Raw genomic sequence first — 19,923 nt, 5'->3', positions numbered from 1 at the left:
GAATATGGTTAGGTTAATGAGTTACTAATCTTTGAGCCAGAACATATGGTCCTTCATCAGCAGCAAGGCCATGCCGGCCACCGCAGACGATATAACCATCTTCCAATCCCTTCTGTTCAGGTTGAATAAATCCACTAAAATGAAACACACAGACATGAACAGCACCACGATGATGATCTGTCCGAATTCGAGACCCAGGTTGAAGGCCAAAAGCGGCGTGAAAATATTCTCGCTTTTTCCCAAAATGCTGCGCAGATAGTTGGAGAATCCCAGCCCGTGGATCAATCCAAAAAAAGCCGCATAGAAATAATTCATTTGCATGGGGCCGCTGGAAATGTTGTTCTCGTTCTTGAACAAATTGGAGACGGCGGTGACGAAGATGGTGAGCGGGATCAAAAATTCGATCAGGTCAGGTTTTACGTTCACGATCCGCAGCGTCGATAGGGCCAGCGTGATGGAGTGCCCGATGGTGAACGCTGTGACCAGCACCAGGATCTGTTTCCAGTCGCGTGTAATATAAAGGGCGCAGAGCGCCACGATGAACAGGATGTGATCATATCCATTGGCATAGTCCAGGATGTGATCTTTCCCCAGTCCGAAATACAGCTGAAATTCCGTCATAAAACGCTGAGCACGTCTTGAAAAAGGGAGCAAGTATACTAGTTATTTTTTACTTATGACACCCCCATTTGGGTAGCCGGGCGGGTTTGATGGTTAAGCGGTAGGGTTTATTGCGGGGTCGGCAACAAAAATCCTTTTAGTATTTTATCAGAAAGAACAATCTTTGCAGGATCTCATTTTTCACAAACGAATGTTCTCATCCCTTTGCTTTATTTCCACGCTGCAAAGCCTGGTTTTTTCACTGCTCCTCCACCCTATGCACGTTTCCGTCACGGAAATAGAAATGGATGAAAAGGACAAGCGGCTGGAGATCATGATGCGCGTTTTTGCCGACGACCTGGAGAGCACCTTGCGCGAGCACCTCAAACAACCCGAATACGATATCGCGAAGCAATCGAAGGCTGCCCTGGACGCCACCATGAAAGAATACCTGACGCCGCGTTTCAAGATCGCAGTGGATAACAAGGCTGTGCAATCGAAATACCTGGGCTATGAGTTGGAGGGCGATGCGTTTATCTTTTATATCGAAGTGCCCGGTGTAAAAAAATTGAAGACCATCCAAATCCAGAACAATATCATCACGGAAGTGTTCGAAGATCAGTCGAACCTGGTGCATGTGACCGTGCGGGGAACGGTGCGGAGCCTGCGCCTCACCAAAAGTGTTCCCACCGACAAGCTCACTTTCGATGTAAAGTAAAATCCTGCGCCGTAAAAGGGCCGGGATAGCATAAAAAATCCCATCTTCGCGGAAATTATCATAGCGTATGCAGAAGGTATTGGTAATCGTCTCATTCATGGCCTTGATCCTGGCCGGTTGCAGCGGCGAAAAGGACGAATGCGTGGTGGCTCCTCCCTCCATTGAAAAACCCGTGTCCATAGAAATTCAGCAACTGCAGGATTCACTGGTGAACCTCTCTTCGAAGGAAGAACTTGTCGACCTCCTCACCCATCATCCGCTGGTGCACGATTATATTTTCCGGCGCACGGAATATCCATCCGATTCGGCATTTATCAACCAGCTTTTTGCAAAGCTCACCAGTCCGCACATGGATACGCTAGTGATGGAGACCAAACGCGTCTTCGGCGATTTGTCCGGATTGAAGCAACAGTTTGATGAGGCCTTCAGCAATGTGAAATATTATTACCCCGATTTCACCCCACCCAAAATTCAAACCGTGGTCTCCGGCCTGGAAACGGATATGCTCGTAACGGATTCGCTCATCATCGTCGGTCTTGATTTTTACCTGGGCCGTGGCGCCAAATACCGCCCCAAGATGTATGAGTATTTGCTGCGAAAATACGACCCCAACGACATCGTGCCTTGCGCCATGCTCATCTATGGTATCGAAGGCCGCTTCAACAAAAATCAACCGAACGATAAAACCGTGTTGGCCGACATGGTCGTCTTCGGAAAGTCATTCTATTTCGCCAAACACATGCTGCCCTGTGTGCCCGACAGCGTTTTCATTTGGTACACCCCCGAAGAAATGAAAGGCACACGAAGCAACGAGGACCTGATCTGGGCCCGGTTTGTCGACAGCCAGGTGTTGTATGCCACCAGCCACAAGGTGAAGCAGGATTACCTGGGCGAGCGCCCAGTGACCATACAAGTAGGCGAAAAGTGCCCTGGCCGCATTGGTCAATGGGTGGGCTGGCAGATCGTGAACAAATACGCCGAGAAGCATTCAGAGGCCACCTTGCCGCAGGTGATGAAAGCGGCCGACGCACAGCAATTGTTCCGGGAATCGTACTACAAACCGAAAAAGCGCTAGGCCTTGTGCGAGAAGCAAAAAGCTGAACTATCTTTGAAACCCAATTCTATAACCAACTCAAAATTGTATGCGTCAAAAAATTGTAGCCGGCAACTGGAAGATGAACAAAACCCTGGACGAAGCCAACATCCTGGCCTCGGAGATCAAAGGCATGGTGGCCGATGAAGTGAAGGGCAACGTGAAGGTCATTCTCTGCACGCCATTCCCTTACCTGCTCCCCATCAAAAATCTTATCGGACAAGATACCCGCATCGCTGTGGCTGCTCAAAATTGCAGCGAGCATGAATCGGGCGCATATACCGGCGAAGTGTCGGCTGCCATGTTGAAGTCGCTGGGCATTGGCTATGTGATCCTGGGTCACAGCGAACGTCGCCAGTATTTTGGTGAAGACGGAAAATTGCTGGCCAAGAAAGTAGACATCGCGTTGAAACACGGCCTGTCCCCCATCTTCTGCTGCGGCGAACCGTTGGAAGTGCGCGAAAGCAATGGCCACGAGGCCCTCGTAAAAAAACAAATCGAAGAAAGCCTGTTCCACCTGGACGCCGCGTCGCTACAGAAAGTTATCGTGGCCTATGAACCCGTGTGGGCGATCGGCACCGGCAAAACAGCCACGTCACAGCAGGCACAAGACATGCATGCCGTGATCCGCAAGCACCTGGCCTCCAAATACGGCGAGGCAGTGGCCAACGAGATCACCATTCAATATGGCGGCAGCGTTAACGCGGCCAACGCCAAAGAACTTTTCTCTCAACCGGATGTTGACGGCGGCCTCGTGGGTGGCGCGTCATTGAAATCCAGAGAGTTTGCCGAGATCATCAAGGCGATGTAAAACCACAACATGCCGGTGACGTGATCGTCGCCGGCATTTATTTTTTGTTTGATCTTATTCTTCTCACGCGACGCATCTTCTATGTACTACTCCCGCCTCCAGGTCATCTGCGACCCCGATTTCTCCGAACTGATCATGGCCGAAATTGCCGAGGCCGGATTCGATACGTTCATGGAGACGGAGAAAGGTTTTGAGGCGTATGTGGAGATGGAGAAATACGACAAGGAATATCTGCAGGCGATCAAAGACAAGTATACGTTGCAAACGCCCGTGGTCTTTTTCCAGGATCGCATCCAGAAACAAAACTGGAACGAAGAGTGGGAAAAAAATTACGAGCCCATCATCGTGGATGACCGCTGCCTGATCCGCGCCGATTTTCATAAGATCGAAAAAAAATATCCCTACGAACTCATCATCACTCCCAAGATGTCGTTTGGAACCGGCCATCATCAAACCACCTATTTGATGATCAAGAGCCAACTGGACATCAACCACCAAAACAAGCGGGTGATGGACGCTGGCTGTGGCACAGCAATCCTCTCCGTCATGGCTTCCAAGCTGGGCGCCAGGGAAGTCGAGGCATTCGACATCGACGAGTGGAGCGTGAGCAACGGCCAGGAAAACATCGACGTTAATGGGTGCACCAATATCCACCAGCAACAAGGCAAGCTTAGCAACTTCTCGTTCGAAGGAACCTTCGACATCATTTTAGCCAACATCAACAAGAACGTACTGCTCGACGAGATCAGGCTCTATCAACACTATATGGCCCCGGAAAGCCTGCTGCTGCTGAGCGGTTTTTATACAAACGACATCGACGATCTTCTCCTTGAAGCGGGACGCTACAACCTCGCTGAAGTGCGTCGCGACGAGCGTGAACAGTGGGCAGCCTTGCTCCTGAAGAAATTATCCTGACCCTAACGCGTCGGGGATCTCTCCACGCTATTTCCACATTCTTCCTTTTATTTCACTCCACCATTTTTCTGGCGTCCCCGTGAGCGCTGGCAAGGGCCTCGGAATCGAAAAAATTTTACAGGAGGTTTTTGTCTGTCTGCTTCTCCCTGTATCTTCACGGACAGCCCCTTCAACTTAGCGCGTGGCGGCTGCACCCGTTCGTACATTTCCACCCTTTTATCAAAACCCATGAAACCTGTCATCTTCACAAAGCTCTCGGTCATGATGCTCCTCGAATATTTTATTTGGGGATCCTGGTACGTTACGATGGGCACCTACATGTCTGAATTTTTGCACTCCAGCGGCGTGCAGATTGGCGCGGCCTACAGTGCGCTGGCCATTGCGACCATCATCTCTCCGTTCTTTGTGGGTATGGTGGCCGACCGTTATTTTGCTGCGCAGCGAATCATGGGAATACTTCACCTGGTGGGGGGAGCGCTTTTATACCTGGCCACACAGATCACGGGGAACACGGCCTTCTATTGGGTGATCCTGTTCTATTCGTTGCTCTACATGCCCACCATCGCGCTATCCAACAGCATCGCCTTCTCGCAAATGACCGACCCGGGAAAACAATTCCCCTGGATCCGCGTGTTCGGTACGCTCGGCTGGATCATCGCCGGTCGTCTGATCGGCGCATTTTCGATCGAGAAAACACAGTTCACCTTTGTGATGGCGTCCATGGCTTCCGTTGCGCTTGGGCTGATCAGTTTTATATTGCCCCACACGCCGCCCAAGGGCCAGGCGTCTGGCACAAGTGCTTCAAGTGTGTTAGGTACAGAAGCGTTTGTGTTGTTCAAAGATAAACCCTATCTCATCTTTTTCATCGCGGCCATTCTGGTGTGCATCCCGCTTTCGTTCTACTATGGATTTGCCAACCTTTTCCTAAACGAAGTCGGCATGGAGAACCCTGCCAGCAAGATGACCTGGGGACAAATTTCGGAGGCCGTGTTCATCCTGGCCATTCCCTTCCTGTTCAACCGCATTGGCGTTAAAAAGATGTTGTTGCTGGGCATGGCGGCCTGGATACTACGCTATGTATGCTTCGCGTATGGAAATATTGAAACCGGCACATGGATGCTGTATGGCGGCATTCTGCTTCATGGCGTCTGCTACGATTTCTTCTTTGTGACCGGCTACATGTATACGGAAAAGAAGGCCGGAGAAAAAATCAAGAACGCCGCACAAGGGTTGTTCACCTTTGCTACGTATGGCCTGGGGATGTTCATTGGAACCTGGTTCTCGGGCTTCACCGCGGATTTCTACACAACAGAAGGCGTGCACCAATGGACAAACATCTGGCTTGTTCCGGCCTACATTGCTGTTGCTGTGTTGCTCTATTTCATTTTCTTCTTCAATGAGAAAAAAGAAATAAGCAAGGCCTGACCACTCGACTTGAAACTTGGAGTCGGAGACTAAAAAAATCTAAATCAACTACACCACAAAAACGCAAGAGATTATGAACATTGCCATGCTAGGGTCGGGCTTCATCGGCCGGTTTTATGCCGAATCCATCCAGGGCTATAGAAGCAAAGACAAGATCGTCAGTGTCTATTCCCGCAAAGAAGAAACTGCAACGAAATTTGCCACGGACTATAACGTGGGGTTTGCCACCGACAACCTCGAAGCCGCCATCGACCGCACCGACGTGGATGTGGTTTGCATCGCCCTGCCAAACAACATGCACGAAGAGGCCGTGTTGCTTTGCTGCAAACACAAAAAATCGGTGATCACCACCAAGCCGCTCGCACGAACCGCTGAAGAAGCCAAGCGCATGCTGCTCGCCGTGGAAAAGGCGGGTATCTTCAACGGCTATCTTGAAGATCTGGTGTATACACCCAAGTTCCTCAAAGCACACGAGAGCGTGAAGAACGGCGCGCTCGGCCGCATTCTTTGGGCAAAGTCGCGCGAGACGCACCCTGGTCCGCACAGCGACTGGTTCTGGGACATCGAGCAAGCCGGCGGCGGCTGTATCCTTGACCTGGGATGCCACTGCGTAGAGATCACCCGCAGCTACATCGGAAAGGACATTCTTCCCGTGGAAGCGATGTGCTGGGCCGACACGCAAGTGAAACCCATCGACGCCGAAGATCACGCCATCGCTTTGATCAAATACGAGAATGGCGCCATCAGCCAGTTTGAAGTGAGCTGGACCTTCCGCGGCGGCCTTGACCTGCGCGACGAAGTGATGGGCACCGAAGGCACCATCTGGATCAACAGCTTTCTCCGCACCGGCTTCGAAATGTTCACCACCGGCAAGAGCGGCGACTACCTGGCCGAAAAGGCTGAAAGCAATTCGGGCTGGTTGTTCCCCGTAGGCGACGAGGTGAACGAGCTTGGCTACAATCACATGTTCATGGACATGTTTGCCGCCCTGGAAAAAGGACAGCAACCCAAGGAGACCTTCTACGACGGCTATGTGGTGAACGCCGTGCTCGATGCCTGCTACAAATCGGCCAAAACAAAACTGTGGGAACCCGTGAAGCTCGACATCTGGCGCGGCCGCACCGGCGTTTCCAAAGACAGCCACCTGCAGGAATATGATGCTGACCACTACCTGGTGAAAGAAGAAGTGACGCACTATGGCGCAAAGAAAATTATCCTGAAAAATAAGACGACTGGGAAGCTCAGTCAGATAACCCAGTAGTCATATCACTGGAACAAAGTCGCGAATTTCCGGCCAAGAATGTTCCGCGAATATTTTGTCTCTGCCAGCAAGCGCCCCGCTTGCTGGCTTTTTTTTAACGCTACCCGGTCTTCCAGGTAAGGCGTAATGACCTTCACAAAATCCTGCGGCTGACGACTATCGACATACTCGCCACAGCGTTGTTGTTCAATCTCCGACCGGATCCAGCCACCAAAATTTACCAGGATGAGCTTGCCGGCGGCCAGGCCATCGAAGTATTTGTTCGGCGACCCTGTTTCCAGGATGGGGATCGGTTTGTAGCAGACAAACGCGGCATCAGTCACGTTCATGACTTCTCTCACGCCGTCGCGATCTTGAAAGGGGATAAAGGTGAAATTGGTCAGTGTCAATCGCTTCACGATCGCTTTCAGGTTTTCCAGCAAGGCGCCGCTGCCACACAGCAAAAAATGTATGGGCAGATCTGCTTTTTGAGAGGCCCGCGCGCATTCAATAAAAAAATCGAGCCCATTGGCCAATCCCACGGCACCGATATACGACACCACAAACTTGTTCTCTACCCCAAATTTTATCTCGAACGAACGCTGTTTCTCCTCTGGAAAATAAAAATCCGTGTCCGACATGTTGGGAATGAGGTGAATGGTTTTTCCAGGCATTTTTTTCTCAATTTCCGATTGGATCATCGGCGACAGGGCCACCACCGCCTGTGCTTTGCGATAGGTAGACGTCTCGAGCCCATAGAGCAACTGCTTGAAAAAATAGTTCTTCACAAACCCCATCTGTATGGGCGCCTCCGGCCACAGATCGCCCACCTCAAAAATGTAGGGAATGCCATAGACCTTTTTCACCATACGCGCCGCCAGCCCCACCGTGAGCGGTACGGAAATAGCATAACAGGTTTTCACCGGGCCCAGCTTGCGGGTAGTCCATACCACGCCGGCCACATAGCGGATAAACGCAATGCTGCGACGCCAAAATCCAAAGTGGTTGTGGTACACGATGGGCAGGTAGTGGATCTCGATGCCTTCAACGTTCACCCCTTTGTATTTCCCCTCATTGTGCGCCGTGATCACCACGGGCGTCATGCCGGCGGCTACCAGCGCTTTGGCCAGGTAGTAGGAGCGCAGGGCCCCGCCGGTTTGCGGGGTGTTGAAGTGCTGATGAAGGATCAGGATTTTCACGGTGCAAAGAAAAGAATAGTTCGGAGGCCTGCCCTTTCCCGGCGCGATCTTTTTGTCCGCTCCGGCCATCCAGAAACGTTTTATTTATGAAACCCGATTTTGTAGTTTCAGGACAAACGAAACCCAATTATGAACAAGACACTGATAACGCTTTTGCTGGTGGCCGGCTCCCTTGCCGGCGCACACGCACAAATCAAACTTTTTAATGGAAAAGACCTTACCGGCTGGAAAGTGGCCGGCACCGAAAAATGGTATGTGGAGAAGGGTGAAATGATCTGCGAGAGCGGTCCGGACAAGGCTTATGGCTATTTGGTTTCTGAACGCGAGTTCAAAAACTTCGAATTGACCGTAGAATTCAAGCAAGAGTCTAATGGCAACAGCGGTGTGTTCTTTCATTGCGGCATTGAAGGAACCACGATCAGCGGCTGGCAGGCCGAGGTGGCACCCCTCAATCATCACACGGGTGGCATCTACGAATCGTATGGAAGGGGTTGGTTGATCCAGCCTCCGGCGGACAAGGAAAAGCTGTTGAAGGAGGGCGAATGGAACACGATGGTTGTGCGCGTGGTAGGCGACGAGGTGAACACGTTTTTGAACGGTGTTCAGATGATTACCTTAAAAGATGAGAAAATTGGGGCAAGTACGGGCAAAATAGCCTTGCAGATACACGACGGGGGCGGTGTAAAGGTGCGCTGGCGCAAAGTGGAGATCAAGGCCTTGTAGGCGGGGCAACGACGATGAAGGGCCTTATGCCCTTCATTGTTTGTGTTGCGGAACGCTGCGGGCGTAGCTCAAAATGTTGAGCACCGTGCTGGAAGAAGGTTCCAGTTGGGCAGCGTCCATATTCTTTTTCATGACGTACAGCTCGTTGTAGAGAGCTTGCAGGTCACTGTCGCAAATGAGGGCCTTATCAATCTCCCTCGTCTCCTTCTCCGTAGTCTCGTGGTATAAATACCTGATCAAGTCCGTTTGAGTAAAAGTTTTTATCATTGGCTCTGTGTTTCACCATCTTTTTCCGCAGGTTGATGAGTGCATAGCGCATGCGTCCCAGCGCTGTGTTGATACTCACCCCTGTGCGTTCCGCGATCTCCTGGAAGCTCATCTGCAGATAGTGCCGCATGATCAGCACTTGTTTCTGCTCGGTCGGTAACTCCTTAATATAATCCCTGAGCTTGGTCCGGGTATCTTTAAAAATCTGCTTGTCCTCCATCGACTCCTCGGCAAATTCCATGGAGTTGAAGAGTCTGCTGCCGTCTTCCAACACTACCTCGGGGTAACGTTTTTCTTTTCGAAAGTTGTCGATCGCTAGGTTATGAGCAATCCGGCTGATCCAGGGTAAAAATTTACCTTCTTCGTTGTAGCGTCCACCACGGATGGTGTTGATCGCCTTTACAAAGGTTTCCTGGAGTAAATCTTCGGCGGTGTACCGATCTTTCACGATCAGGTATATCGCAGTATAGATTCTCGATTTATGCCGGTGCAGGAGCATTTCGAAAGCTTCTTCGTTACCGTTTTGATAGAGCGACACGAGTTGGGAGTCGCTTAATCTGCTGTCAATCATTCTTTCTCACTTTAAGGTAACGTAGAGATCTCTTTCGATATTGTTTTGGGTTAGTGGAACAAATAGGTTTGAAAAGATAGAAAGATTTTGGATTAGCGCAAAAAATTTTCAAAAAATTCTTGCCTCTCACACAATTTCTTTAGCTATTTGCTCGCAAATACTGCGTCTTTAAATAGTATGGCCATCAGCAAGAAAAAAGTAATCAAAAGCCTGGAAAATCTCTCCGAGGATCTCCAAGAGCTGCTCCGCGATCAGTACCCGAACGGGTATGAGGGCAGCATTCAGCGCATCACGAATGCGAAGCGGGAACCGATTTTCGTTTTCCCCCTGGAAACCGAAGACGCGACTTACCTGGTAAAAGTCCCGGCTACCAAAAATAGTGACGGCGAATACGATGTAGAATCCAAAGCCGAGGGCGAATTCGACAAAAACGACGACGGATTCGATTCCGGAGGCGAAGATTTCGATAGCAATGCCGGCGACAGCGCTGATAGCGACAGCGATTATGACGAAGACAGTGGCGGCCGCGGCGGTCGGGAAGCCAGCTACGATCCTGACTTCGACAATTGATCTGAAAAAAAAGATAATGGCATAAAAATGAACACCGTCTCGTCAGATGGTGTTTTTTCTTTTTATGGGAAATGCTGAATCGGCAACCTTGCCGTAATTATTTCGTCAAACTTATTTCATCCCCACATCTCTTGTGCGAGATTGCAAGGACTAGCTTTTGAATTATAACCGAAGATTCTGTGTCAAAAACCCTTTCTGTTAAAGCGAACGATTCGTATCTGGAAGACCTCGACCCCCGCAACTACATCATCATCAAGCGGGCGCGTGTCAACAACCTGAAAAATCTTAGCGTCGCCATTCCCCGCAACAAGCTGGTGGTCATCACCGGACTGTCGGGTTCCGGAAAATCGAGCCTCGCGTTCGATACGCTTTTTGCGGAGGGCCAACGCATGTATGTGGAAAGCCTCAGCGCCTACGCCCGCCAGTTTTTGGGCCGGATGGAGAAACCGGAGGTCGATTACATCAAGGGTGTGTCGCCGGCCATTGCCATCGAGCAAAAGGTGAATACGCGCAACCCCCGGTCCACCGTAGGCACCACCACAGAAATCTATGACTACCTGAAATTGCTCTTCGCTCGCATCGGCAAGACCTACTCGCCCGTCAGCGGCAAGGAAGTGAAGCGCGACACAGTGACCTCCGTGGTCGATTATGTCAACCAGCTTCCCGCCGGCACGCGTGTGATGGTGGCCTGCCCGCTCCACATAAAAAAGGGCCGTAAGCTAGTGGATGAGCTGAATCTGTTATTGAGTAAAGGTTTCGCGCGGGTGTTAATCGACGGCGAAGTCAAGTTTATTGAAGAAATGGTGGCCCCTCCCGCCGAAGGGGGCAAAAAGAAAAAAGCCGCCGCCCAACCCGACGTTTCCGTCGAGATCCTCATCGACCGCGCCGTGGTCAACCCCGGCGACGACGACACCACCTTCCGTCTTTCCGACTCCGTCCAAACCGCGTTCTTCGAAGGCGAGGGTGACTGCCTGATCTATGCCGAGGGGCGCGACAAGGTAAAATTCTCCGACCGCTTCGAGCTGGACGGCATGCGGTTCACCGAACCGTCCATAAATTTCTTCAGCTTCAACAATCCTTTCGGTGCCTGCCAGACTTGCGAAGGTTTTGGAAAAATTCTCGGCATCGACGAGGACCTGGTCATTCCGGACAAGTCGCTGTCGGTCTACGAGGGCGCCATCGCGCCGTGGCGCAGCGAAACCATGGGCGAATGGCAGAAACCCTTGCTGAAAAACGGCATCAAATTCGATTTCCCCATCCACCGCCCTTACAACGAGCTCACCAAGGCTCAGCAGGATGTGCTGTGGAATGGTAATACCTACTTCGAAGGCATCCACGATTTCTTCAAGTACCTGGAATCCAAAACCCATAAGATCCAATACCGCGTGTTGCTGTCCCGTTATCGCGGGCGCACCAACTGCCCCGATTGCCGCGGCACCCGGTTGAGGAAGGATGCTCAGTATGTGAAGATCGCCGGCGTCTCCATTACCGACCTGGTGCTGATGCCGATCGAAGACATGCTGGCGTTCTTTAGAAAGATCCAGTTGCCGGACTTCGACAAGAAAATTTCCGATCGCATTCTGACGGAAATCACTTCAAGGCTGGAGTATATGGATCGCGTAGGCTTAGGATATCTCACGTTGAACCGCCTCACCTCGACTCTGTCGGGTGGAGAATACCAGCGCATTAAACTGGCTACGTCATTGGGAAGCGCCCTGGTTGGCTCTATGTATGTGCTGGATGAACCCAGCATTGGATTGCATCCAAAGGATACAGACCGCATGGTGAGTGTGCTGATCTCGCTGCGCGATTTGGGGAACACCGTGATCGTGGTGGAGCACGAAGAAGAGATCATGCGCGCTTCCGACCAGATCATCGACATTGGGCCCGACGCAGGAAGTCACGGCGGCGAGTTGGTGTTCCAGGGCACGGTGGATGAAATTGATGGGACCGTACGCTCGCACACAACGGACTACCTCAGCGGCCGCGAAACCATTGCGATCCCAAAGACACGTCGCAAGTGGAGAGACTCTGTTACGGTTATCGGCGCGCGAGAAAACAATCTGAAAAATCTAACCGTGAAGTTTCCGCTGGGTATTCTTACGGTGGTTACGGGTGTGAGCGGTTCGGGGAAGTCGACGCTCATCAAAAAAATTCTTTATCCGGCGCTGGGCCGTTTGTCGGGATCCGTTTCGGAAACGCCGGGGAAATACGACAAGATGGAGGGTGATTTTTCGCGCATCACACAAGTGGAATTTGTGGATCAGAACCCGATCGGCAAATCGTCGCGCTCTAATCCGATCAGCTATGTAAAGGCATATGATGCCATTCGCACGCTCTACGCCGACCAGCCCCTGGCCAAGCAGCGCGGCTACAAGCCTTCGCACTTTTCTTTCAACGTGGAGGGTGGACGCTGCGAAACCTGTCAGGGTGAAGGCGAGATCAAGATCGAAATGCAATTCATGGCCGATATCTACCTGAAGTGCGAGAGCTGTCATGGCAAGCGCTTCAAACAGGAGGTATTGGAAGTGGAAGTGAACGGCAAGAATATTTCAGACATCCTGGATCTGACCGTAGAGGAGGGTCTTGAATTCTTCAAAGACAAAAAACCGATCTATGAAAAGATCGTTCCGCTGTTCGAAGTAGGTTTGGGCTATGTGAAACTGGGGCAATCCTCCAACTCGCTGAGCGGCGGCGAAGCACAGCGCGTGAAGCTGGCATCTTTCCTGGGCAAAAACTCGACAGAAGGTCACATCCTTTTCATCTTCGACGAGCCCACCACGGGTTTGCATTTCCACGACATCTTCAAATTGCTTAAGGCCATCAATGCTTTAGTGGATGAAGGCCATTCGGTGATCATCATCGAGCACAACCTCGAAGTGATCAAATGCGCCGATTGGATCATCGACCTGGGCCCGGAAGGAGGCGAGAAAAAAGGGGGTACCCTCATGTTTGAAGGAACCCCGGAGGAAATGACGAAGAAAGGGAAAGGGTATACGGCAGAATTCCTGAAGAAGAAATTAAAATAAAACTTCGATCTCCGTTTTTATGACTGCCGCCCGATGAGCGCTTCTGTAAAGGTGTTTAATCTTTGCAGCGCTTCTGGCGAACCTTGCAGCGCCTTCAATTGCGTGAATCCTTTCCTGAAGTATTGATTGACTTTTCGCTCGGTGAGCACGCGAATGTCTAACGCGTCGTAGATGCTTTTTACGGCCGCGATCTTGTCATTTTTTTTGAATTTCTTTGCCTGCAACCATTGCTGGAGCTCCGTTTTGTGTTTGCCCTTTGCATTTTCCAAGGCTTTGATGAGCAAGAAGGTCTTCTTGTTGCTGAGGATATCGCCACCCACTTGTTTGCCGAACTTTTTTGGGTCGGCATAAGCATCCAGTAGATCATCTTTCAATTGAAAGCCGATGCCAATGTTGGTTCCGAACTGACGCAGGGCGCGACACTCCTTCTCATCGGCACCCGCCAAAATTGCGCCCAGCTCCAGACTGAAGCCCAACAACACAGCCGTTTTCAAACGGATCATGTTCAGGTATTGGTCTTCCGTCACGGTGGGTTTGGTTTCAAACTCCATGTCCCATTGCTGCCCTTCGCACACTTCGGCGGCACAGGTGTTGAAAGCTTTGAGGATGCGTTTCAGTTTGTCGCTCTCCACGGACAAAAACATCTCGTAAACCTTCACCAGCATGACATCGCCGGACAGGATGGCCGTATTGACATTCCATTTTTTGTGAACCGTCGCTTTGCCCCTTCGCAAGGGCGCCTTGTCCATGATGTCGTCGTGCATCAAGGTGAAATTATGGAAGGCTTCCACGGCCACGGCGTAGCGCACTATGTTTTTTGGGTCGGGTTTATAAAGGCCATAGGCCAGCATCGTCAGCATAGGCCGCAGGCGTTTGCCCCCCAAGCCCATCAGGTAACGGATGGGCTCGTAGAGGGAAACGGGTGCCTTGCCATACTGCTGTTTTTTGATTTCTTGTTCGATCCACTGCTGATAGCGGGTGATGGAGGACGGCATGGCTGAGAATTATTCTTCGGTGGTTAATTTTGGAGCGAAGATCAGATCGATCAGTCGTTTGTCGATGTCGGTTCGCTTCACCATCACCTGGATGCGATCGCCCAACGTGTAGCTCTTGCGTGTTTTACGCCCGGTGATGCGGTAGTTCTTTTCGTCGAATTCGTAGAAGTCGTCGGTCATGTCGGCCATGCGGATCATGCCTTCGCATTTTGTCTCCACGATCTCCACATAGATACCCCATTCGGTCACGCCTGAAATAAGTCCTTCATACGGTCTCTTTTCGGCGGTGGACATGAACTCCACTTGCTTGTATTTGATCGAGGCGCGTTCGGCATCGGCGGCGCGTTTTTCCCTTTCGGAAGAATGCACGCTCTTGGCTTCGTACTCGGTTTTGTTCACGGCCTTGCCATCGTCCAGGTAGTGCTGCAACAGGCGGTGCACCATCATGTCGGGATAGCGGCGGATGGGTGAGGTGAAGTGCGAGTAGTGGCCAAACGCCAACCCGAAGTGACCTTTTGCATCCGTGGAATATTTGGCCTTGGCCATCGTGCGGATGGCGAGTTGTTCCAAAACATTTTGTTCCGGCTTGCCTTCGATCTCCGTCATCAGTTTGTTCAGCGAGCTGGAGATGTTGGTCTCGTCCACGTTCATTTTGTGACCGAACTGACGGGCAAACACAGAAAAATCCTTCACCTTTTCAGGATCCGGGAAATCGTGGATCCGGTACACGAAGGTGTTCTTCTCCTTACCTTTCTTCAGATTGTACACATACGTAGCCACCTGTTTGTTGGCCAGCAGCATGAACTCTTCGATGAGTTTGTGAGCGTCTTTGCGCACTTTCGGGATCACTTCGAGGGGTTTGCCGTTTTCGTCGAGCTTGAATTTTACTTCGGTCGTCTCAAAGTTCACGGCACCTTTGCTGAAACGTTCCTTGCGCAGCTTTTTGGCCAGTGTGTTCAATATGGTCAGCTCTTCCGATAGTTCTCCTTTTCCTTTTTCCAATACTTCCTGGGCGCCTTCATAGCTGAAACGCTTGTCGGAGTGGATGATGGTGCGGCCAAACCATTCTTTTTTGATGTGGGCTTTGTCGTCCATTTCAAAAACGGCGGCAAAGGTGAGCTTGTCTTCGTGTGGACGAAGCGAGCACAACTCGTTCGACAGGCGCTCGGGCAACATCGGAATGGTGCGGTCTACCAGGTAAACTGACGTAGCGCGATCGTAAGCTTCCTGGTCCAGGATGGAATTGGGCGTTACGTAGTGCGTTACATCGGCAATGTGGACGCCGATCTCGTAGAGCCCGTTGTCGAGCTTGCGGAAGGACAGGGCGTCGTCAAAGTCCTTGGCATCTTCGGGGTCGATGGTGAAGGTTGTGATCTCGCGGAAGTCCCACCGTTTTTTGATTTCTTCTTTGGTGATGTCTTCGTCGATTTTTTTGGATTCACTCTCCACCTTCTCAGAAAATTTGAAGGGCAGGTCGAACTCGGCCATGATGGAGTGGATCTCCGCTTCATTTTCGCCGGCTTTACCCAACACCTCTACGATCTTCGCCTCAGGCTTTCGATCGTTCTCCGCCCAGGAGGTTACCTCGATGATCACCTTGTCGCCGCTTTTTGCGCCGTTGATATTTTCAGGATACACAAAGAAATCGGTGTGCATCTTTCTGTAGTCAGGCACGACGAAAGCAAAACTTTTCGACAGTTCCACTTTCCCTACGAACTTGGTGCGGTTGCGCTTTACTACGGAGGTCACTTTGCCCTCTGGGTGTTCACCATGACGGGTGGGATACACCACAATAGTGACCGTGTCACCATCTACGGCGGAGCCGAGGTCTTTTTCTTTGATATACACGTCGGTCTGATCGTTGCCCAGCTTCACATAGCCAAAGCGTGAGCTCACATGATCCAAAATGCCCGTGAGGGTTTCCTGTTTCCGGTTGCTGATGAACGCCCCGTTGTCTTCCTGGAGACGGCCATTTTCTACGAGGTCGTCCAGGATTTGGCCGAGGGCCTTGATATCATCTTTCTTTTTGAGGCTTAATTTTTTGAGGAGGTGTTTGAACGAATAGGGTTTGCCCACGTTGTTGTCGACCACGGCGAGGAGGGCCGCTTCTAAAACTCCCCGCTTATTTCCGCTTTTTTTATCTTTTGATTTTTTTTTCGATTTACTCATTAGTTGATTTGTTGACGTACGTCACCCTTTGGGAAATGCTTCCCGGTGACAAATTGTTTTGATTTTAGTATAAATAACTTGGATTGATAACGGTGCAGGGGCATCATCTACACCTGAAAAAGTATGGTTTGAATAGTTCGGGGTGTTGCCGTTTCCCCGGGGTGGATTGCCGTGTGGTAGCGTTGGACATGGCGCGATGTCCGGGTCTCCAAACTTAATTCTTCAAGCATAACATGCCGGCTGCAGTTATTCATCACTGTTTTACGGAACGAAGATACGAAATTTATTTTTAGGTGTCCCGAAACGGCTCCGGCGTTCCGTATCCGAAGGGGTTTCCGAGACGTTATTCAGTGCTTTTGTGCACCAGGGGCTGGTTTAAGGTGATCGTCTTCATTTTCAGGTACAGTTCCGCCAGCACCACCACATCGCGCAGACAATAGTCCCGGATCTTGGCCAGGTCTTTATCGACGTGATAGACCTTGTTCACCTGGCTGCCATCCATATCGCCTTTGCTGGAGGGTACGTTGAAGATGGTGGCCAGCAGGTCCAGCGAGGTGTAGTGTTTGAAGTCGCCGAACTTCCACATCTCCATCGTGTCGAGATGCGGCACCTCCCAGGTTTTTTTGCCCATCAGATTCAGCACCGGCGGCAGGGCGATGCCATTCACCAGCATGCGACGGCAGAGATAGGGGTAGTCGAATTCCTTGCCGTTGTGGGCACAGAATTTTAAGGCGAACGGGTCAAGCTTCTCCACCATGGTTTTGAACTCCATCAACAGTTCGCGCTCGTCGTCGCCGGCATAGGCTTTTGTTTTCAGACCCAGGTCGCCGTTCTCGGTGTCATAGAATTTTCCCACGGCGATGCAGACGATCTTGCCAAACTCTGCGTAAATCCCTGCGCGGTCGTGGAAGATGGTTTCGTCGGTGTGGTCGGTGTCGCGTTTAAAAAAACCTGCCTTGCGCGCCCATTGGGTTTTCAGGCGCTCATCCAGGGCGTTGTAGTCTGCCGTTTGGGCGACAGTCTCAATATCGAGAAACATCAGGTCGCGTAGTTCTTGGATCATCTCACATCGGGAGTTGCTGGATAAATGTAACGATTAGCACGCGAGGCAAAAAATTTTTCACGAGTGCAATACCCCATCCATCTCAATTTCCTTGATAAACGAGATGTTCTCCTCGCGGATGGAGTCCGGCACAAACACAAAACGCTTGTCGAAGATCTGTGAGCCTATGTAGTAGCTCACCCAGTACTCGTTGTTGGGGTGAAATATCGCCGGGTCGATGGGCTCGATCAATGTCGCGCTGTTGGGCGCGATCGTGTCCAGAAAGTGACGCAAGATGGACGTCTTTTGTTCCTCCCCGTCCTTTTCTCCGTAGCCCTTGCTGGCCACCAACGTATTCTCTATGGGCTCGTGATTGTTGTTGATCAGGTAAACCCGCCAGTCAAAACTCCCCAACTCATTTTTCTTTCGGCCCACGGCCAGCGTAACGTGCTTTACTTCCGGTATGACAATATCCTTAATCATAAATATCTCAAAATTCTAACTCCTGACTCCATTCTCCACCATGTCCATCTCGAACAACTGTGCGAGATGTCCCTGAAGTCTTTGCTGCACCTCCAGTACATCTACGGATCTGCCCAATTCCTGTTGCAGGGAAGTCACCGCTTTGTCGGTGATGCCGCAGGGAATAATGTGGCTAAAGTACGAAAGGTCGGGATTCACATTCAGCGCGAACCCGTGCATGGCCACCCACCGGCTCATCTTCACTCCCAGGGCGCAAATTTTCCGGGCCTGGTTGCCCTTCTCAAAATCAACCCACACGCCGGTCAGGCCTTTGACGCGACCAGCCTCGATGCCGTAGTCCTTTAATGTCAGGATGACAGCCTCCTCCAGGAAGCGCATGTACTGGTGAATGTCGGTAAAGAAATTCTCCAGGTCGATCACCGGGTATCCCACGATCTGGCCCGGGCCGTGGTAGGTGATGTCGCCACCCCGGTTGATGTGGTAGTAGGTGGCGTCGATGGCGGTGAGGTCTTCCTGTTTTAAAAGGAAATTATTCTCCTTGCCGCTCTTGCCCAGGGTGTAGACGTGGGGATGCTGACAGAAAAGAAGAAAATTCTCGGTGGTCTGGTGTTCCTGTTCCGGTAGCGATCGGTTCAGGGCCTTCACGGCCAGGATCTTATCAAACAACGACGCCTGATAGTCCCAAGCTTCCTTGTAGTCGATGAGACCGAGATCGATGACGTTGGTTTTTTTGTTGATATGGAAATTCACCTCAGAATGACGCTTGATTGATCTTTTTTGTCGGGTTCATGATGTACGTGAGGTACGAACCATCGCGCATTAGCTCCACAACACGAAAACCCTTGTAGGCAGTTCCCCAGCTTCCACCAAAATGTGAGTCGAACATGCAGGGGACGGCGCCGATCATTTTCACCCCATCCTCCTCGTGCTCGTGGCCGTGGAACACGCCCCGGATGTTTTTGTATTGCTGCATCATTTCCAAAAAGGCCGGCGTTTCCAGCGAGAACTTTGCCCATTTGGCCTGGGGGATGTGTATGAAGACAAAGATATTTTTCTGTTGCTTATGTTCCTCCAGTTTGGCCTTCATCCAGTCCAGGTTGGGGCTCAGGTATTCGCCTTTTTCGTTGGAGGTGGTGGCCAGCAACAGCACACTTTCCTTGATCGTTACGTCGTGGTTTACGGGTATGCCCCAGAACGCATTCCAGTAGTCATCGCTCACTTTGTCGTGATTGCCCTTGGTGACATAATATTTTACAGGAAGCTTATCCAGTTGGGCCTTGGCGGGCACAAGAAAATCTTTTTCATCGTGAATGATGTCGCCATTGATCACGCAAAAATCCAGGGGGTTTTGTTGGTGGAATTTTGTGACGTTGCCGGTCATGGTCTCGAAAAACGAAACGTAGTCTGTGTTTTTCTCGCCATAGTGTCCGTCGGAAGCCACGGCGAAGCGCAGCACGATATCTTTTTTAAATCCGGCCGCTTGCGTCGGTGTGAGTTTCAACACGCTGCCTCCCAGCATCACGAGGGATGCGGAAGATATGTGGCGGATAAATTCTCTGCGGGTTGGCATGGTCAAGAATTTTACAACGCTAAGGTACGGTTTATTCCCCTTAGTGACAGCCGGAAATAAATGTTAATATTTATTTCATCACCGATGTTTTTTTCGGATACATCCGTAAATTAATCCTGTCAAAAAAATTACCGTTGTGAGAGATCATTTAGACACTGGCGCCCGTGGCGAGCAGCTTGCCGCGGACTTCTTAAAAACCAAAGGATTTGAGATCGTTGCCCGAAACTACCGCCACCGTCGCGCGGAGATCGACCTCATTGTGAAGCGCGATGACTGGCTCATTTTTGTGGAGGTGAAAACCCGGACCTCTATTTCATACGGCTACCCGGAAGAGTTTGTCGATGATCAAAAAGCACGACTGATCTTTCAGGCCGCCGAAGAATACATCTACTCCACCGACTGGCAAGGACACATTCGTTTCGACATTGTGTCGGTGCGCATGGGTATGCCGCCGGAGATCATTCACTTTGAAGATGCGATCAATTGAGACTTCCGAGAAAGCG

Annotated in this window: 19 protein-coding genes; 10 read left to right on the top strand and 9 right to left on the bottom strand. The window is 51.0% G+C overall.

What is annotated here, in order from left to right; genetic code table 11:
• Positions 1–24 precede the first annotated feature (24 nt).
• Positions 25–621, bottom strand: a complete 597-nt coding sequence (locus tag BUB30_RS33915) for a HupE/UreJ family protein (RefSeq protein ID WP_073143366.1) — start codon at positions 619–621, stop codon at positions 25–27.
• A 190-nt stretch (positions 622–811) separates the two neighbouring features.
• Here BUB30_RS33915 and BUB30_RS33910 point away from each other — a divergent pair, with 190 nt between their 5' ends.
• The 6 genes from BUB30_RS33910 to BUB30_RS33880 all read left to right on the top strand — a co-directional run bounded on the left by BUB30_RS33910 (position 812) and on the right by BUB30_RS33880 (position 6,823).
• Positions 812–1,318 (top strand): DUF6702 family protein, encoded by a 507-nt coding sequence (locus BUB30_RS33910; RefSeq protein WP_084138544.1) that lies wholly within the window; start codon positions 812–814, stop codon positions 1,316–1,318.
• Between the two features lie 67 nt (positions 1,319–1,385).
• Positions 1,386–2,393: a gliding motility lipoprotein GldB gene (gene gldB, locus BUB30_RS33905; protein WP_084138543.1), complete on the top strand. Its 1,008-nt coding sequence runs from the start codon at positions 1,386–1,388 to the stop codon at positions 2,391–2,393.
• 67 nt (positions 2,394–2,460) lie between these two features.
• Positions 2,461–3,222, top strand: coding sequence for a triose-phosphate isomerase (gene tpiA / locus BUB30_RS33900; RefSeq protein ID WP_073143364.1), 762 nt, complete (start codon positions 2,461–2,463; stop codon positions 3,220–3,222).
• 81 nt (positions 3,223–3,303) lie between these two features.
• Positions 3,304–4,137: a 50S ribosomal protein L11 methyltransferase gene (prmA, locus tag BUB30_RS33895; RefSeq protein ID WP_073143362.1), complete on the top strand. Its 834-nt coding sequence runs from the start codon at positions 3,304–3,306 to the stop codon at positions 4,135–4,137.
• A gap of 228 nt (positions 4,138–4,365) precedes the next feature.
• Positions 4,366–5,562, top strand: a complete 1,197-nt coding sequence (locus tag BUB30_RS33885; protein WP_073143359.1) for a nucleoside permease — start codon at positions 4,366–4,368, stop codon at positions 5,560–5,562.
• 70 nt (positions 5,563–5,632) lie between these two features.
• Positions 5,633–6,823 carry a Gfo/Idh/MocA family protein gene (locus tag BUB30_RS33880; RefSeq protein ID WP_143165190.1) on the top strand — a complete coding sequence of 397 codons (1,191 nt, stop codon included), beginning with the start codon at positions 5,633–5,635 and terminating at the stop codon, positions 6,821–6,823.
• A gap of 5 nt (positions 6,824–6,828) precedes the next feature.
• Here the strand turns inward: BUB30_RS33880 and BUB30_RS33875 are convergent, their stop codons facing one another.
• Positions 6,829–8,070 carry a glycosyltransferase family 4 protein gene (locus BUB30_RS33875; protein ID WP_084138542.1) on the bottom strand — a complete coding sequence of 414 codons (1,242 nt, stop codon included), beginning with the start codon at positions 8,068–8,070 and terminating at the stop codon, positions 6,829–6,831.
• Between the two features lie 60 nt (positions 8,071–8,130).
• On the opposite strand from BUB30_RS33875, the gene BUB30_RS33870 reads away from it, so the two are divergent.
• Positions 8,131–8,724, top strand: a complete 594-nt coding sequence (locus tag BUB30_RS33870; RefSeq protein WP_073143355.1) for a 3-keto-disaccharide hydrolase — start codon at positions 8,131–8,133, stop codon at positions 8,722–8,724.
• Positions 8,725–8,911: 187 nt separating this feature from the next.
• Here BUB30_RS33870 and BUB30_RS33860 read toward each other — a convergent pair whose 3' ends face one another.
• Complete coding sequence (locus BUB30_RS33860) at positions 8,912–9,562, bottom strand: RNA polymerase sigma factor (protein ID WP_073143351.1); 651 nt, start codon at positions 9,560–9,562, stop codon at positions 8,912–8,914.
• A 177-nt stretch (positions 9,563–9,739) separates the two neighbouring features.
• On the opposite strand from BUB30_RS33860, the gene BUB30_RS33855 reads away from it, so the two are divergent.
• Together BUB30_RS33855 and uvrA are read left to right on the top strand one after the other, a co-directional pair.
• Positions 9,740–10,132 carry a hypothetical protein gene (locus tag BUB30_RS33855; RefSeq protein WP_073143349.1) on the top strand — a complete coding sequence of 131 codons (393 nt, stop codon included), beginning with the start codon at positions 9,740–9,742 and terminating at the stop codon, positions 10,130–10,132.
• Positions 10,133–10,311: 179 nt separating this feature from the next.
• Positions 10,312–13,161 carry an excinuclease ABC subunit UvrA gene (gene uvrA / locus BUB30_RS33850; protein WP_073143347.1) on the top strand — a complete coding sequence of 950 codons (2,850 nt, stop codon included), beginning with the start codon at positions 10,312–10,314 and terminating at the stop codon, positions 13,159–13,161.
• Positions 13,162–13,178: 17 nt separating this feature from the next.
• On the opposite strand, the gene BUB30_RS33845 is transcribed toward uvrA, so the two are convergent.
• The 6 genes from BUB30_RS33845 to BUB30_RS33820 all read right to left on the bottom strand — a co-directional run bounded on the left by BUB30_RS33845 (position 13,179) and on the right by BUB30_RS33820 (position 19,420).
• A complete protein-coding gene (locus BUB30_RS33845; protein ID WP_073143345.1) occupies positions 13,179–14,156 on the bottom strand; it encodes a polyprenyl synthetase family protein in 978 nt (325 codons plus the stop codon).
• Between the two features lie 9 nt (positions 14,157–14,165).
• Entirely contained in the window at positions 14,166–16,325 is a 2,160-nt protein-coding gene (gene rnr, locus BUB30_RS33840) for a ribonuclease R (RefSeq protein ID WP_073143343.1), read from the bottom strand.
• A 343-nt stretch (positions 16,326–16,668) separates the two neighbouring features.
• Positions 16,669–17,388 (bottom strand): 3'-5' exonuclease, encoded by a 720-nt coding sequence (locus tag BUB30_RS33835; protein ID WP_073143341.1) that lies wholly within the window; start codon positions 17,386–17,388, stop codon positions 16,669–16,671.
• 57 nt (positions 17,389–17,445) lie between these two features.
• Complete coding sequence (locus tag BUB30_RS33830) at positions 17,446–17,850, bottom strand: hypothetical protein (RefSeq protein WP_073143340.1); 405 nt, start codon at positions 17,848–17,850, stop codon at positions 17,446–17,448.
• 15 nt (positions 17,851–17,865) lie between these two features.
• Complete coding sequence (gene lipB, locus BUB30_RS33825) at positions 17,866–18,600, bottom strand: lipoyl(octanoyl) transferase LipB (protein WP_073143338.1); 735 nt, start codon at positions 18,598–18,600, stop codon at positions 17,866–17,868.
• 1 nt (position 18,601) lies between these two features.
• Positions 18,602–19,420, bottom strand: a complete 819-nt coding sequence (locus BUB30_RS33820; RefSeq protein ID WP_073143336.1) for a metallophosphoesterase family protein — start codon at positions 19,418–19,420, stop codon at positions 18,602–18,604.
• A 136-nt stretch (positions 19,421–19,556) separates the two neighbouring features.
• On the opposite strand from BUB30_RS33820, the gene BUB30_RS33815 reads away from it, so the two are divergent.
• Positions 19,557–19,907, top strand: coding sequence for a YraN family protein (locus BUB30_RS33815; protein ID WP_073143334.1), 351 nt, complete (start codon positions 19,557–19,559; stop codon positions 19,905–19,907).
• Positions 19,908–19,923 lie beyond the last annotated feature (16 nt).

The organism is Chryseolinea serpens (genome assembly GCF_900129725.1).
GTDB lineage: Bacteria > Bacteroidota > Bacteroidia > Cytophagales > Cyclobacteriaceae > Chryseolinea > Chryseolinea serpens.
This window is presented reverse-complemented; position numbering and strand designations above follow the sequence as displayed.